Origin of the sequence: Chryseobacterium gleum (genome assembly GCF_900636535.1) — a bacterium.
Lineage (GTDB): Bacteria > Bacteroidota > Bacteroidia > Flavobacteriales > Weeksellaceae > Chryseobacterium > Chryseobacterium gleum.
Genome location: NZ_LR134289.1, coordinates 1,151,468 through 1,167,240, shown reverse-complemented (window position 1 = coordinate 1,167,240; position 15,773 = coordinate 1,151,468). Strand labels below are relative to the sequence as shown.

The 15,773-nt window shown below is 37.3% G+C and carries 16 protein-coding genes; 5 read left to right on the top strand and 11 right to left on the bottom strand.

The window, feature by feature from the left end; translation table 11 throughout:
* The first annotated feature begins 636 nt into the window (after window positions 1-636).
* A complete protein-coding gene (locus EL165_RS05420; RefSeq protein ID WP_002978840.1) occupies window positions 637-1,311 on the top strand; it encodes a TetR/AcrR family transcriptional regulator in 675 nt (224 codons plus the stop codon).
* A 631-nt stretch (window positions 1,312-1,942) separates the two neighbouring features.
* Window positions 1,943-2,581: a TetR/AcrR family transcriptional regulator gene (locus tag EL165_RS05415; RefSeq protein WP_002978843.1), complete on the top strand. Its 639-nt coding sequence runs from the start codon at window positions 1,943-1,945 to the stop codon at window positions 2,579-2,581.
* Window positions 2,582-2,644: 63 nt separating this feature from the next.
* Here the strand turns inward: EL165_RS05415 and EL165_RS05410 are convergent, their stop codons facing one another.
* The 6 genes from EL165_RS05410 to EL165_RS05385 all read right to left on the bottom strand — a co-directional run bounded on the left by EL165_RS05410 (window position 2,645) and on the right by EL165_RS05385 (window position 9,801).
* Window positions 2,645-4,171 carry a peroxidase, FMP-type gene (locus EL165_RS05410; protein WP_002978846.1) on the bottom strand — a complete coding sequence of 509 codons (1,527 nt, stop codon included), beginning with the start codon at window positions 4,169-4,171 and terminating at the stop codon, window positions 2,645-2,647.
* 18 nt (window positions 4,172-4,189) lie between these two features.
* Window positions 4,190-5,644, bottom strand: coding sequence for a ferritin-like domain-containing protein (locus EL165_RS05405; RefSeq protein ID WP_126358589.1), 1,455 nt, complete (start codon window positions 5,642-5,644; stop codon window positions 4,190-4,192).
* A gap of 4 nt (window positions 5,645-5,648) precedes the next feature.
* A complete protein-coding gene (locus tag EL165_RS05400; protein WP_002978849.1) occupies window positions 5,649-7,724 on the bottom strand; it encodes a GMC oxidoreductase in 2,076 nt (691 codons plus the stop codon).
* Window positions 7,721-8,167: a hypothetical protein gene (locus EL165_RS05395; protein WP_002978852.1), complete on the bottom strand. Its 447-nt coding sequence runs from the start codon at window positions 8,165-8,167 to the stop codon at window positions 7,721-7,723. Before EL165_RS05395 ends, EL165_RS05400 begins: the two co-directional genes overlap by 4 nt.
* A 460-nt stretch (window positions 8,168-8,627) precedes the next feature.
* Complete coding sequence (locus EL165_RS05390; protein WP_002978857.1) at window positions 8,628-9,041, bottom strand: RidA family protein; 414 nt, start codon at window positions 9,039-9,041, stop codon at window positions 8,628-8,630.
* 157 nt (window positions 9,042-9,198) lie between these two features.
* On the bottom strand, window positions 9,199-9,801 hold the full coding sequence (locus EL165_RS05385; RefSeq protein ID WP_002978859.1) for an FMN-dependent NADH-azoreductase: 603 nt from the start codon (window positions 9,799-9,801) through the stop codon (window positions 9,199-9,201).
* A 117-nt stretch (window positions 9,802-9,918) separates the two neighbouring features.
* On the opposite strand from EL165_RS05385, the gene EL165_RS05380 reads away from it, so the two are divergent.
* Window positions 9,919-10,275 carry a winged helix-turn-helix transcriptional regulator gene (locus tag EL165_RS05380; RefSeq protein WP_002978862.1) on the top strand — a complete coding sequence of 119 codons (357 nt, stop codon included), beginning with the start codon at window positions 9,919-9,921 and terminating at the stop codon, window positions 10,273-10,275.
* A gap of 104 nt (window positions 10,276-10,379) precedes the next feature.
* Window positions 10,380-10,976 carry a Crp/Fnr family transcriptional regulator gene (locus EL165_RS05375; protein ID WP_050791115.1) on the top strand — a complete coding sequence of 199 codons (597 nt, stop codon included), beginning with the start codon at window positions 10,380-10,382 and terminating at the stop codon, window positions 10,974-10,976.
* A 15-nt stretch (window positions 10,977-10,991) separates the two neighbouring features.
* Here the strand turns inward: EL165_RS05375 and EL165_RS05370 are convergent, their stop codons facing one another.
* A complete protein-coding gene (locus tag EL165_RS05370; protein ID WP_002978866.1) occupies window positions 10,992-11,834 on the bottom strand; it encodes a universal stress protein in 843 nt (280 codons plus the stop codon).
* Between the two features lie 23 nt (window positions 11,835-11,857).
* On the bottom strand, window positions 11,858-12,307 hold the full coding sequence (locus EL165_RS05365; protein ID WP_002978869.1) for a MarR family winged helix-turn-helix transcriptional regulator: 450 nt from the start codon (window positions 12,305-12,307) through the stop codon (window positions 11,858-11,860).
* A 217-nt stretch (window positions 12,308-12,524) separates the two neighbouring features.
* On the opposite strand from EL165_RS05365, the gene EL165_RS05360 reads away from it, so the two are divergent.
* Window positions 12,525-12,878, top strand: coding sequence for a DUF488 domain-containing protein (locus EL165_RS05360; protein WP_002978871.1), 354 nt, complete (start codon window positions 12,525-12,527; stop codon window positions 12,876-12,878).
* Between the two features lie 20 nt (window positions 12,879-12,898).
* Here the strand turns inward: EL165_RS05360 and EL165_RS05355 are convergent, their stop codons facing one another.
* The 3 genes from EL165_RS05355 to EL165_RS05345 form a co-directional block, all read right to left on the bottom strand.
* Window positions 12,899-14,107, bottom strand: a complete 1,209-nt coding sequence (locus EL165_RS05355) for an MFS transporter (protein ID WP_041461458.1) — start codon at window positions 14,105-14,107, stop codon at window positions 12,899-12,901.
* 88 nt (window positions 14,108-14,195) lie between these two features.
* On the bottom strand, window positions 14,196-15,110 hold the full coding sequence (locus EL165_RS05350) for a helix-turn-helix domain-containing protein (protein WP_002978875.1): 915 nt from the start codon (window positions 15,108-15,110) through the stop codon (window positions 14,196-14,198).
* A gap of 137 nt (window positions 15,111-15,247) precedes the next feature.
* Window positions 15,248-15,763, bottom strand: a complete 516-nt coding sequence (locus EL165_RS05345; protein ID WP_002978877.1) for a hypothetical protein — start codon at window positions 15,761-15,763, stop codon at window positions 15,248-15,250.
* Between the last annotated feature and the right edge of the window lie 10 nt (window positions 15,764-15,773).

Sequence of the window (15,773 nt, the reverse complement as noted above, 5' to 3'; positions counted from 1 at the left end):
ATCAACTATTTTGATACCGTACCGTCGGTATACAATTTTCTGCAGATTAAATCCGAATCAGAACTAAAATTAAAAACAGTATCACTAAAGAGCTAATGATACTGTTGCATTGTGCTTTTACCTTAGTTGCATTTTTCGAAATTTTTATTTTCCATCCACATAGTGTTCTATATAAAATGGTTATTAGTTTGAAGCAAATATACAAAATAAGACACTACGTAGTGTCTAAATTGAAAAAAATTTGAAAAAAAAATGTTAAATTTTTAAAGTGGCAGGTAAAAACCCTTTCATACAGCGACTTTACATACATTTAAAAATCAAAAAAGTCGTATCTTATCAAATGATCAGCTACAATATCTTGCAGAATATTCATAACTGTTAAAAATATCTTTAATAAAAGACAGCACCATTACAATGATAATAATGCTGTCTGAGTAATGTTTTACCTCAGTTATTGAATATTAAAATACTTTAACTGAGGGAACTAACGGTACAATCTGATCTCAATCAACCTCACAACTTTGATTATCCGTTTCAATAAAATGGTTATTAGTTTCTACAAATATATACATTTAGACACTAAAAAGTGTCTAAAATGAAAAAAAATTCATAAACTTGTACGATTGAAAGTTTGTCATGGAAAGAAAGCCAGTAGCAGGAAGCATTCGGAACAAAGAACGTAGTAAAAAAAAATTCCTGGATGCAGTAGGGAAAATACTGAGAACAAAAGGATATACCGCCTTGAAAGTAAGCAGTATTGCTGCAGCAGCCGGAGTAGATAAGAAAATGATATATTCTTATTTTGGGGGCTTAGACGGGTTGATTGATGAGTATTTTCGATCACAGGATTACTGGAGTGAATTAGACATTGAAGAAGTTGAAAAAATAAGTTTTCAATTAGAAGATGGTGGAAAATCTTTCATGGAAAAAATGCTTCAGGCAAAATTTGATTATGTCTACAACAATAAAGAGGCACAAAAATTACTTCTATGGTGTTTATCGGAAAGCCGGAAACCATTAAAAAAACTCAACCATATCCAGGAAGAAAACAGAGAATATATTTTTAAAATGCTGATGAATCCATATGTTAAGGATAAAACTGAAGATGTCCGTTCTATTCTTGCCATTCTGGTTTCAGGATTGTATTACCTTAATATGTATGCTGCGATGAATGGGAGTATTTTCTGTGGAATAGACCTCAGTACCATTAAAGGAAGAGATAAAATCAAAACAGCAATCTCATTTCTGCTGCATCGTACTTATGAACATTTGCAGGGTTCTGATAAAAAAACAAAACCATTAGAAATCTAATGGTCTGTCTATAAAGTTGCGTTTCTACCTAGTCGTTTCATTTCGAAATGTTCTTAAGTAAGGGAACTCAATAATACAATGTGACTTGTTTTATTTTTCAACCTGATAGTGTTTTAAATATATAGATGGTATTAGTTTCTACAAATATATAAAATAAGACACTACTAAGTGTGTAAAATAATAAAAATTTTACTGGTTTTATTTAAAGTATTGGTTTTCAGTGTAATAATTTTTATTGTTGTAAAGTAATTCTTACTTTGATGAGCAAAACAGATTCGGTTTTACCCAATTACAGAAGTAATTTTTATGCTTACCTCGGTGTTGTCAAATAAGAAATATCTATACAAAAATATTTTATTTTATATCAAAACACTTTCAGATTTAAAGACAACCACTATGAAAAAGTAATACCGTTTTTGTCTTTTTTCCTCAGTTGCTGATGACAGAAACATTTTAAACTGAGGGAACTAACAATACAATCTGAAGAGTTTTATTTTTCAAATCTGATAGTGATCCTGTCTGTTTGGTACGATCAGTTTTTGCAAATATAGACAAATCAATGATATTAGACACTGTTCGGTGTCTAAAATAATAAAAAAAATTCTTAAACTTGTATATTGAATGTTTAGTCATGGAAAGAAAGTCAGCATCAGGTAGTATCAGAAATAAAGAACGAAGTAAGAAAAAGTTTTTAGATGCCGTTGGAAAAATACTGAAAACTAAAGGACATGCAGGGTTGAAGATAAATGACATCGCTGCTACTGCCGGGGTAGATAAGAAAATGATCTATACCTATTTTGGAGGAATGGATGGCCTTATGGACGAATATGTCAGAACACAGGATTTTTGGGTAAAAGTAACCAGCGAGGAAGTGGAAAAGATGAAGCCGAATCTTGAAGATGGAGGCAGAGAATTTATCGAGCATATGCTGCTTTCCCAGTTTGATTATGTATATGCCAATAAAGAAGCTCAGAAACTCTTGTTGTGGACTATTTCTGAGCCCCGGAAATCATTAAAAAAACTGATTGACACTCAGGAGGAAAACGGAGAATATATCTTTAAATTATTGATGGAGTCCCGTTTCAAAGATAAAATGGATACCTATCGTTCTATTATGGCTATTATGGTTTCAGGATTGTATTACCTGAATATGTTTTCGTCTCTGAACGGAAGTATTTTCTGTGGTATAGATACCAATACTCCTGAAGGACGGGAAAAAATCAAAAAGGCAATATCTTTCATGGTAGAGCAGGCCCACGATAATCTTTAATCTATTATAAAGAACAGAAAAAGGGACAATAGTTTGTCCCTTTTTTTATGATAATTATGGTGTCTATCCTTTATGATAAGGACAGCCAGAAGCTGCGCCGGCATTAACTCCGGTATTAAAGAACTGCTCTTCAATTACTTTTCTCTGATCCTCAGGAATATCTTCTATTTTACGGAGTGTGTTCACCTGGATGTGGGGCCAGCTCGTGGTACCACCGTCATTTCCGAAATCAAATTCGAAAAATACAATCTGCTCATATTGCAGCTGAAGAATCTCTTTTCCGTTTTCAATCACTGTTTCAATCCACATGTTCATATCCACTTCAACGGTCGGGACAAAACGGTTGACAAACGGTACATTTAAAATTCCGCCCTGCGCCCCGGTTTTCATCTTGGAAGACATTCTAACATGGACATAATTGCTGACCTCCTGACCTCTTAATGTATCTCTGAGTCTTAAATCCGGCCGTACAGAATAGGGATATAAATCATCAGCCAGTATTCTCTGGGTGTAAATTTTGTTTGAACCAGGATCATTATCATCATTAAGTGTTTCATGCACCCAGGCCGGTGCTGGCTGGTCAAGATCAATAATATTGTCAGGTGTTACCCCTGCATTTCCCATTGTACGTGAAATAGAAAGATGATTCGTATCCCATGCCTCTTTACCGTAAGGGAACTTAGGAGATCCATTGATTAAATAAAAGGTTTGATCAGCAGTATTTTGCGGGACAATATCTCCGAGCAAAGTAATGGTGCTCCCATGGGGAATCACACCGCTTCGCGAAATAGAGTAGTCCGGGATAAAATAAGGACCATCAAGTCCTGCTCCCGGCTTTATTTCCTGCGCAGGAATGATTTCATAATAAGGCTGCCCCGGTTGTAGCTGGCTTTGAAGAATATATTGTGGGTTTGCTTCACCGTCCGGTGTTATCCTCAGCAAAGGCTCATCTCTGTATTCGCCGGTATATCCATACTTGGCATCTTCTGTTGAAACGGCATGGATACCACGGTCTCTTTCAATAGATTTTTTGGTAGCCGCATGATTATAAACATCGCTCAGCCAAAGATACATTCCGTTTTCTTCATGAATAGGAGTGTATTTTAATGCTTCCTGCCCCTGTACGGTAGTCACACTTTTAATACTTTGCTCATATTTAACTGCTCCGCAGAATAGCTCACTGGCACCACCACGGTTACGTACACCGCCGGGAACAATGGAAAAGGTCAGCTTCTCAATATACTCTTCACTGGTAAAAGCGAATTTTCCGGGAATTGTTCCCGGGTTGGTTCCCGGAGACGGCATAATTGTAGTATGGACACCGCTTGCCAGTGAAGGACTGGTAACATCTTTATTATAGTTCACATTGTAGCTTACCCATGTGCCATCCAATGCGGCAAGGATACCGTAATCTACATTGTTTTCAATCGACTGCAGATTGTCTTCTCTGAATGGCCTTACCGGATCATCAATAGGAAGCTTGGAATAGCCATCCATAAGTTCGGCCAGATTAACTCCATTTTGGCCTGGCATTCTGCGGAATAGCTGTTCTCCTCCCGCTTCGGGACTCTCTTTTTTTCTTTTAAGCATGATATTTAGTTTTTATAGTTACAGATCGGTGTATTCGAATGTTGGTCCCGCATTAGTCTGAGCATCCAGGGGTTGTTTCATCAGATTAACAGCCTGTTCTTTTAAAGCATACATATACATAATTGATTTTTCAAGCTCTCGCTGGTTACCTTCCACAGCACTTTGAATAGCATCCAGCAGACGTCTGTATGTTTTATTAAATTCAATAGCCTGAGTATGTAATTCTTTATTTTGAATATAATCTTCCAGCTTAGGATTGGGTTTCATCGGATATGCCTCATTCCAGTCTACCGGAAGATCTTTTCCTGTAGGCGGCGTGGTTACAGGCATCATCCCATTTTCGTCCATGAAGGGCTCATAGTTTCCTCCCAGATAAAAATGCTCATGAAAAACTTCTTTGAATCTGAAATAATGAGCCAGTTCAACCCCTTCTTCAAACTGTGAAGGATCCACATCGAAAATAGAATCATCAGCTCCTTCACCCTGACCCTTAATTTCCTGGAAAACAGCAATAACTCCAATTAAAGCTTCCACGGAATGTAATTTTCCACCACTTCCATAATATTGCTCAGGACGGATTTGTTTTTCCGGCTTTCCTGTGAAAATCCCTCCGGCATTTAATTCTTCGAAATTCTTCGGAAGTGTTCCATGTGCTTTATAGTAAGCAATAATCTGGAAAATAACGATATAGAAGAATAAAACATCATAATACTCACCAATGGTGTGTACATTTTCCATGATGAAACCTTTCATGTTTTCAAGTGTCCAGAGGTGGTTTTCCTGCAGGGCAGCTCTTTGGGAATATAATTCAGAAGTTTTCGTTTCATAATCATATTTCGGAGCTTTTACAAGAGGTTGGCTTGGGCTTTCTATTGCGATAAATGTTGCAATGCTGTTGCTTGAGAATGTTTCCAGACCTACATAGAAATCAACATTCATGGGTAATTTCATGGGATAAGTAGGGTAGTTCTCCTTTTTGTTGACGGAAGGTTGAATATCGATGGCATTCAATACATTACAAACCATAATCAAATGAAGCATTTCCTCTACAGCAACACTTCTGATGATTTGTGAAGCCAGAGCATTGGTTCCGTCTTTAATTGAATACAAAGCGGTAAGATAAGGAGGAATAGTAGAATGTTCAATAAGAATTGCTGTCTGCAAAAGATCCTGCAAAATCGGTTTGTAATCGATTTCTGTGATCTCTTTTTTTATTTCTGAAATTCCTGAACCGAACTGAGATTCCAGATAGGCATTAAAATCTTTAATCTGATCATTCAGTAAAAGATGGGTTACTGTTTTACTATGATGCTTTAATCCTTCTATCCAGTCTTCTTTACTCAGTGTTGAATCAAATAATAAAGAAGGCAATGAAACAGGTTCTATAATGGCTGCGCTTCTTGCCGCCGCCATTCTTCCTGCTGTTAAGGTCTCCTGTGGTTGTGGTGCTTTATTGATAAGTCTTTGTCTCATGTTGTTATTTTTTAAGTTGAATTTCAAGATCAGCAAGGATGGATTCTACCGAACGGATGGTGAATGCTGATAATGTTAAAGTAGGATTTGATGTTCCCAGCGTGGTCATATTTCCCGCACCTACAACGTATAAATTCGGATGATCCCAGGTTTTGCAGTAGCTGTTGGTTACGGATTCTTCAGCTTTAGAACCCATTCTGTGAGTTCCCACGATGTGCCCTGCACCATTGTAAGAATATCTTTTCTTATTGTATATCACAGAGTTTTTATCTTCTGCAGTATATTTTGTACAATCCTTAATGTTTAACCTTTTAAACATCTGATCCGAAGCATTTTTTGCCTGCTCCATAGCTTTCATTTCATACTCTGTAAGTTCATAATGAATCACAGGGCGTGGAATTCCGAGAACATCCAGATATTCATCATTGATGGTTACCCTGTTATTTGGATTCGGGAGCTGTTCAATTTCAAAATGAAATAATACCTGTTTTGAAAGTCTGTCGGTAAGATTTTTTCTTAATTCTGCCCCAAACTGTTTTTCTTTGATAAAGTAGGCCACATCAGAACCCGGAGAAAATGCCGGCCAGCCCCAGCCCCAATTGTCGAGCGGGGAGATCCATGCAGAAAAGTCCTTTCTGAACGCTCCGTCACGGAAAGAAGAAATATTTGTAGTAGAACCCGGGCCTCTGTACGGATATACCGGTTCAGGGAAAAGTCCCCAGGTAAGCATTACCATATGGTCCATCAGGTTTCTTCCTACCTGATCACTGCTGTTGGCTGCAGTCTTTATACCATCCGGGGTCGTGTATCTGGAGTTTAATAAAATCTTTGGATTTTCAAAAGCATTAGCTGCCAGAATGACGATGGCATCTGAAGTATCAATAGATTCTTCAACGAAATCGGTTTTTTCTTTTGAGATATATCTTCTCAGATGAACCTTTGAAACTTTATGATTGTCATTTGGATCAATGCTTAATCTGTAAACTACACTCTGTGCCTGAATCTGCATGAATGGATTACGGCTCAGGTTATCGTTATCATTCATTTTATATAAAGCCTTTTTCAATGTTTTTAAGGCATTGTACTTCGCCTGAACAGGACAGATCGGAACACACGAAGCATTCCCTTCGCAGCGTTCACCCATATAAGGATTCCAAACAGAACCGAGCGCTTTGTATTCTTCTTTTCCGGAACTGTCTAAAACCAATTGATATCCGGAGACCTTTGGTTCTGCTTTAATGATCTTCGTTTTTCCGTATTTTGGATTGGGAACGGAATTTCTTCCCTGTGGAGAAGGTACCATCATTAAAGGAATTTCTCCTGAACTTAGATTTACACTTGTTCCTTTAAGTCCCTCAATAATCTTATGGTCCATATAACTCTGTGGAATTTCTTCCATTGGAAATACATAATTTCCATAATAATCTTGCGTTTTCTCAGTAATCGGATATTCCTGTTTCGAAACATCCCCGGAAACCCCGATTTCAAACTCTGCCATCTCATAATAAGGCCTTAATTCTTCATAGCTTATCGGCCAGTCGACAGGAGTTTGCTCATCAGAATCCGGCTTTGGAATCGTAATACCATATTTTTCGGTAAGTTTGAAATCGTTGGGAAGCATTCTTGGAGTGGTTCCCAGCCAGTGAAGGGTAGTTCCGCCGCCTACTCTTATTGCATCACTGGCAAACGGCATCGGCCCGAACTGAACAAGATACCCTTTTTTATCCGGATACGGCTGAACAATATGTTCCATATCCAAAACGTTGGGAGAAGGAGCCTGCTTTAAGTTCGGATAAGGAGAATTGGGAACTTTGGCTTCCTCTCTGTAAAAAGTCCGGATATACTCATTATAAGTGGTCATTGAAGATACGGAATCCAGCTCAATACCTGCTTCCAGGCCTGCTTCGTACATAAGTATGGAAATCTCCTTAATATTATCAGATTTTCCCGCATCTGCACGATGAACCATTTTTCCTTTGGTGACGTCAAATACATGGTCAGACAATAGCTTTGCGATTAATGACCCTGCGATCCCTGTTCCTACAATGATCACATCTTTTTTGTTATGGATTGGATTCATGAGTGGGTGTTTACAGGTTTAATATTCCATGATTTGTAGCCAGGTTGTTTTGCTCCGGGCGGATGGGCATGTATCAGGTTCCATACAAGGCCTTCCTTATAAGAAAGATCATTGATATAAGCACCATCCCAGGTTCCCAGGTACCACATGGTAATTACTTTTCCGGCAATGTCGTTCATTCCCGGGTTACCAATAATTTCGGATTGGATGGCATTTTTTAATGCTTCCTCACCGGAAGAATTTTCAAGGATATTTTTAGAAACCGTAAGGAATTCTACGAAAGTGGCTGCTTCCAGGCTTTTTAAAACATATGTGTAATAGGTTTCTGCGAGCCCTGTTGACTGGAGTTCGTTTACGGTGAACCCGGTAAGCGCTTCCGAGATAGACATGAACACGTCGAAATAATAATCGTTGACGTTGAGAATTTTGTTAATAATATTCATTTCGTAAAAAATTTGGATTCAATATCTTCAACTCCTTATTAACAGGAGATGATTAAGCTGATTGATCTACAGCTGCCGGATTTTTCAGATATCACCTCTTGTTCAGAAATGATTGAATGTATTTCAGGCGATCCATAGTTATCAATTTTGTTGATCCGAAATTAATCACATCCCGGCAGATAAGATTCAGTATTTCTACGTAATTTGAATTAATAATCTTTTAATTTTTTGTAACAATTCCTTTGTTGTAAGTGTTTGTAAGAGATTTTATTTTCACATAGTTTAGAATTATTTTAAATAATGTGGTATCTTGTTGTTTAAAAATATCGGATAAAAACAGTGATGATAGCCTTTGATATAAATAAAAAATGCCTGAATTGAATATTCAGGCAGGATTAAATTAATAAGGTTGAAGGTAAGAATTATCATATCATCGTATCAGATACTCCTAGCTGTCAAGCTATTCCAGAGCAATCGCGTCTATTTCAAACAACATTCCGGGTAAAGCCAGCTGACTTACAGGAATAAGTGTACTTGTTGGCAGTAATGTAGATTTCCAGACTTTCCTGGCTTCTTCTGTCCATATTTCAAGTTTTTCCTGGTTGTGATCTACAATAAGCAAGGTGATTTTAACTATATTTTCAAACGTCATTGAATGGCTCTGTAAAACGATTTGCAAATTTTTCAAAGCATTCTGAACCTGAGTTTTAAAGTCATCTGCCAATACATGATTTTCACCTACGCCGCCACTCTGTCCGGATATAAAACACATCCTGGAAGGAGATTCCACAGAAATACTGTGAGAAAAACCATAAGGAGCGGGATTAAATAACTCAGCAGGATTGATCAGTTGGGGTTGTTTATTGTTTTCCATAATCTTTCATTTAATAAAGTAAAAATGAGAGGAAAAATTTGAAAAAACCTTTACATATGTTGAGGAAAGTATTTTTTTAATTCTTTATATACTTTTGTGAACAACAAAACTCTGATACAAAAAATTGCTGTTCGAAGGAACAGCAATTTTTTTGTTTTTATTCTACAATAATACTTTCAATCCCTTTTTGCAGGGCTGTTTCCTGAACGACCGGAACAGAAAGTCCTTCTGCACGGACAACAGAAATATCCGTCATTCCCATAAATCCAAGCGTTTTTTCCAAGTAAGGAATTACGAAGTCGTAAGCCTGTCTTTCCCCTTCAGAATATACGCCGCCACTTGAAAAGGCAAGGTATACTTTTTTATTTTTCACCAGGCCTTCAGGACCGTTTTCGCTGTAGCTGAATGTTTTTCCTGCTCTGGCAATATGATCAAGCCATGATTTCAGTGTGGAAGTGATGCTGAAATTGTACAGGGGCGCTTCAATAACAATAATATCAGCTTCCTGAAGCTCATCAATTACCGTATCTGAAAGCTTTACAATTTCCGACTGTTCAGAAGTCCGGTTTTCAGCCGGCGTAAAGAATGCATTGATATGCGCTTCTTCCAAATGAGGAAAAAGGGGATTTGCCAGATCGCGTTTTTTTAAAATATGGTCAGGATACTTGGCTGTTATTTTCTCTACGACTGCATTTCCCAGTTTTTTACTCACTGATGATTCACTTCTCGGACTTGAAGTAATATGAAGTACTCGTTTCATTTTTTATTTTTTTTAAAATTGATGTTCCAAAATTATCTATATTTACTAATAAAAAGATAGTAGTTACCGAAAGGTTAGTAATAACATTTAGGTTAGTAACAGAATAAAACAGAGGCAATGGAAGAAGAAAAAATAGTGTATTCAAGGCCGCAATGCAGTAACCATCTCTCTGCTACAGAGGATGCATTATATGTTCTCGGAGGCAGATGGACTATACGTGTAATGATTGCGATCCTGGGAGGGCACACCCGTTTCAATGAATTACAGCGTACCATCAAGGGAATATCTGCACGGGTATTATCCAGTGAATTGAAAAAACTGGAAGTTAATCATCTGGTAGAAAGAACCGTAATTACAGATCAGAAACCTGTGCTGGTAGAATATGTTCCTACAGAGTATAGTGAATCTCTGAAAGATGTCATTGCTGCTTTGGCAGACTGGGGAACAAAACACAAGAAAAAAATCACTACATAATAAAAGTATAGCGGTGTTGCAGCAAAATCACTTTTTCTGTGGTATTTGTTAAGTTGCACTTTGCTTGTACTTTAAGTATTTTTACTCAATTTAATAATGGCAAGATGATCATATGCGAAGACTTATTATTTTCCCACGGAGCCAGTCTGGAAAGGTATGAAGCAGGAGAAACAATTTTTCAGGAAGGAACCGCTGCAAAATATTATTTTCAGATCAGATATGGCACTGTGAAACTGAATACTTTATTGGAAGACGGAAAAGAATTTGTTCACGGCCTTCCTTTTGATGGGCATTGCATCGGCGAAAGTTATTTGTTTACAGGACATCATTATGCTGTTAACGCAGTTGCAGTGACCAGCTGTGAAATCATCAGGCTTTCTAAAACCAGATTTCTTGAAATATTGCTGGAAAAACCTGCATTAATGCTTGAGATTAATAAATATACCGCAGACAGACTGCATTTCAGGTATATGATCTCTAGTTTTCTGGCTATTTCAGATCCTATCGTAAAGCTGGTGAAGCTTTTTGACCATCTTAAAAAATATTTTGGTTTTGAAGAAGCTTATTCATTCCTGATTCCCTATACCAGACAACAGATTGCGACACTCACCGGTCTCCGGGTAGAGACGGTGATCAGATATGTCAAAAAAATGCAGGAGCAGAAACTCGTTAAAATCGAAAGCTCTAAAATTTATTATTAATTTCAATCAGCCTTTTTATTTCAGGATGAGTACAGGCTGATGGGTGTTCTGGTAAATTCCTTCGGAAATACTTCTGCTTGCCAGATAGTACAAAAAACTGTGCTTACCGGGCAAAGCAATGATAAGATCTGCTTCATGAGTGGCTGCAAAAGTCAGAATGCCATTAATGACATTTTCATCATGAGAGTAATAAATGCTGCTTGGGATTTCCGTTAAATGCTCACGGATATAGTCTTCAAGCTCTTTTTTCTTGTTTTCATCTTCTTTTTCGCGGGTATTGATATTTAAAAAAGACAGATGCACATCCTGCTTATGAATGAGAGATTTATGATGAAACAATCTTTCTAACCGTTTAATTCCATTGATGTCACAAGGGATAAAGATATTTTTAACAGGAGTATAATGATAGCTGTTGGGAACAATTAAAGTCTTCACAGGACTTGTTCTTGCGATACTTATAATATTTTCAGATACAAAACTTTCAGTGGCAGATGTCTGATCATCACTTCCCAGAATAATCAGTTCTACAGACGATTCATCTTTTAAAAGTTCATTGATACTTCTGGTAAGAGCCCAATCACTTAAAATTCTTGAAACCTTGATTTCAGGTGATTTTTCTGTTACAATGCTGCTTAACTGATCAAGTAATAATTCTGTTCTCTGCAATAGATTGTTGACACTTTCTTCATTTACAAATGAATGCCCTTCTGCAATATGCAGATAGTCAAACTCAGATTCTCCTGCCGTTTTTAAGAGGATAATGTTTTGATAGCCGTAGGTTTTTGCCCATTCTGCGGCAACTCTTACTGCATTTTCTGTAGTTGATGTAAAATCAACAGGTACAAGGATTGTTCTCATATTGTATCATGTTTTGATCCCGGTTATTCCAGGTTTGCTGTCATTTTTTTTACCAATAGCAGTGCTTTGCTGATTTCTTTTTCATCAATGCCTTCAACTGCCTTTTTATAAAGATCTAATGCCCATGGATAAACGGTCTCCACAATCTGTTTACCCTTCGGAGTTAAAAAAATCTGTTTATTTCTTCTGTCGTTTTCATCAGCTATCCGCTCAACAAGATCTCTTTTTACAAGGCTGTTGATGAGATAGGTAATACTGGATTTGTCTTTGCTTACTTTATTTCCTATTTCCTGCTGGTTGATTCCGTTGTAGCGTGAAAGTAATCCCAGAATCTCAATCAGTTCAAAAGACAGATCAGGGTCATATTCATTAACGGTAGCCTGGATCTTCTGCCGGAGACGGCTCTTCATTTCGCTCATTGCCAATCCAAGCTCCAGAGCCAGTTCAGAAATATCATTCTTTTTTGCAGACATACTTTATTTATATAATGATAAACAGGTTAGGAGTCATACACAAATGGATTTTTAGCATAACCTTACCCTAACAAATATACGAAAAATTAGTTTTAATTAAAACTAATTGGATGTTAAATAATGACCGGAAAAAATTAAGCTGGAATATACTTTTGCAGGAATAAATTTTGCTGTTGTTTATACAATAAATTTCAAAGTGTCATTTAAAATCGTAATCATGCCTGAAATTGTATTAAAAAGAGTTTATGAGGCTGCGTCTCCGGACGACGGATACCGTGTTCTGATAGATCGTCTTTGGCCAAGAGGCCTTTCTAAAGAAAATGCTGATCTTGATGAATGGGATAAAGACATTGCACCATCCACAGAATTAAGGCTTTGGTTTCATCATGATGTCAGGCTATGGGAAGAATTCTCAGAAAAATATAGGAAAGAACTTCATGAAAGTAACCTTGGAAAAGATTTCATGAAACGCCATAAGAAACATAAAAAAATTACATTACTGTATGCAGCCAAAGATGAAGAACACTGTCATGCAATTATTCTGAAGAAGTATCTTGAAAGCATAAAATAAAACATAAAAAAAGCAGAGAATCAACTGATCTCTGCTTTTTCTTTTTTAACAGCCTGATGCATCATCATAATAATCCCGAAAAGAAAACAGGCAATGATCAGATAACGCCAGGAAAGATCTTTCTGTTCACTTACCGTTCCGCTTACCGAAATGATAAAGCTTGTTACGGAGGTAATCACATATACCAATCCGCCCATGAGTCCGCCGGCAGTTCCCGCGTTTTTAGGAAAGTAAAGCATACTTGTCGTAAAGAATGAGGTAAATAAAATTCCGGAGCAGATATGGATGAAGAATGCGAAAGGAATCATAATAAAAAGACTTTCTGCAAAATAACTGGTGATAATCAACCCTGCGATGAGGATTAGCTGGAGAAAAATAGGCTGTAAAATCCTTGATCTGAAACCAAGAGTCAGTCTGCGTTTCCCGATAAAACCTCCGATCATCCACGAAAACCCCAGGATTAATGTACAGTATCCGATGACTACCGGAGTAAAATGAAACGTATTTTCAATAATAAAAGGCCCGGTAATATTAAACAACATTACAATGGAGTAGCTCAGTCCTAAGATGAAAATTCCCAGCATAAAAATCCTGTTCTTAAGCATCATTTTGTAAAGGCTGATATTCTCTGAAAGATCCAGTTTCTTTTTTTGAGGAAGGCTCTCTCCGCTGAAGAACCATTCAAAAAGGAAGAGGAATCCGGCGTATGCGGCAAGGAAATAAAAATTAGCATGCCAGTTAAACATTTTCTCAAGATAACCTCCGAGGAAAGGCGCCAGAATGGGACCGCACGACCATACAATGGTAAAATAACTCAGGTAGTGCTTCACTTTCTCCGCATCATATATATCTACGAAAATAGCACGGGTAGCTACGACAAGCACTGAAACTGCTGCCCCCTGAAGTATACGAAGCAGACAGATCAATAAGATGCTGTTCGTCATAGTAATTAAAATACTCGTCAGGATTAGCAGAAATAAGGCGATCAGTTTGGGACGGTAGCGGCCGATGCTGTCCAGAATTCCTCCCACAAACAACTGGGAAATCCCGTAGCTCAAAAGGTATGATGTTAAAGTAATCTGGATATCTTTTTCTGATACCATCATTTCTTTTGCCATAGAGGGAAACGATGGTAGATAAATGTCTGTTACAAACCCGGAAAGCGGGATAGACACGAAAGCCATAATGGTAATTAATCTGATTCGTTGTTCAGATGCTTCTCTCAACATATTCATTCATTTTTTACTATGCAAAAATAAGTCAGGAAATAGGAAAGTGAATTTTAAAAGACAAAGTAAAAATTACAAAAATCAAAGATTAAGATAAATTCTTAAATTTTAATGGTGAAGTGCGGGCGTGCTTTTTAAAGAAATTATTAAAGTGGGCAGGCTGGTCAAATCCTAACGTATAACCAATCTGGGCAATATCCCAGTTTGTATACTTTAGCAGATTTTTGGATTCTTCAAACATTTTTTCCTTGATAATCTGAGTGGTCGTAAGATTTGTCACGGATTTTACCGAAGAGTTCAGGTGGTTGACATGAACGTTCAGGTGTTCGGCAAAGTCGGAAGGCGTTTTTAAAGCCAGCGGATAAGCAGGTGAATCCAAAGGAAACTGTTTGTTGAGCAGTTCATCAAACAGTTTGTATAAACGTACATTTGCAGGAAGCTCATTCGGATTGATATCTTCTACACGGTTTTCAAGAGCCAGATGCATCACGGACGCCAGATTGCTTTTGATACTGCTGCAGCGGAAAGGATAAGTGGAGTTGTTCATTCTGTACATCTGCTCGAAATAAAGAGTAGCCAGCTGAGTTTGCTCCTCTGTCAGAAAAACAACCGGCTTGCTCCATTCTTTGAACATCGATGTTTGTTTGAACAGGTTGAATTCTGTGTTTCCACTAAAGAATTCCTGGTTAAACAAACAAAAGTATCCTTCCTGTACATCACTCTCACATTCCCATGAATACGGAATACCCGGAGATGGAAAGAACAGGGCAGGGCGGTCAATATACAGCTGATGTGAACCATAATGAATCGTTCCTTTTCCAATGATAAAGCTGATTTTATAATAATCACGGCGGTTATAGGGGCTTTTGAAGCTGCAGTATCGCCGCATGGAAATGTTGAAGTGGGATTTTCCCGTTTCAAAGTCTTCAGAATCAAACATTTTAATCTGATCTTTGCGGATGCGTCTGTAATAATCTTCTATGGTTTCCAGCTGATCACTCATAAGTAAAAATTATAAAAATCAAAGATAAGCAAACTGCTGTTCACTCATGATAATTTTAAGTGAAATAATAAGAATCAGAATTATAGGTTTCTCGATTTCGTTAAACATCTTACGAATCTGTGTCCTGTAGTTAAGAATCAGTTTTTATTAATCTCCAGTTCCAAAATATGCGAAGGAAGCTGAAAAGGACCCGCCTTTGAAATATCCGCGGTTACAAATCCGGACTCTTTAAAAAATGCTGCAAGCGGATCATGGTCCAGCATATTGATCCATATAATATCAGTGAAGCTTACTGCTGATCTGCATTTTTTCCAAAGTGACTGCCTTGTTTCCGGAGTGTCAAACTCTGAGAGAATCACAAAACTGATTTCTGTTGCTCTTTTTCCTTCAGGAATTCCGGGATGAAGAGAACCGCTTTTAATAATGCTGTACCCTATAGGCTTTTGGTCAGCATAGGTCATGATCAGCTGGTTGGAAAGATCATTAAGATCATTGATCATCTTTCTGGGATCTATATCGTTGTGAATATATTTTTTAATCTGCTCCTCGCTTACGAAATCCTTATATAATGTATAAACAGAAGAATCGATAATGGTTATAAGATCAGAAATTCCTTCTTCAGAACCTACTGTAAATTTTGAAATAATATCCATGGGGATTTTT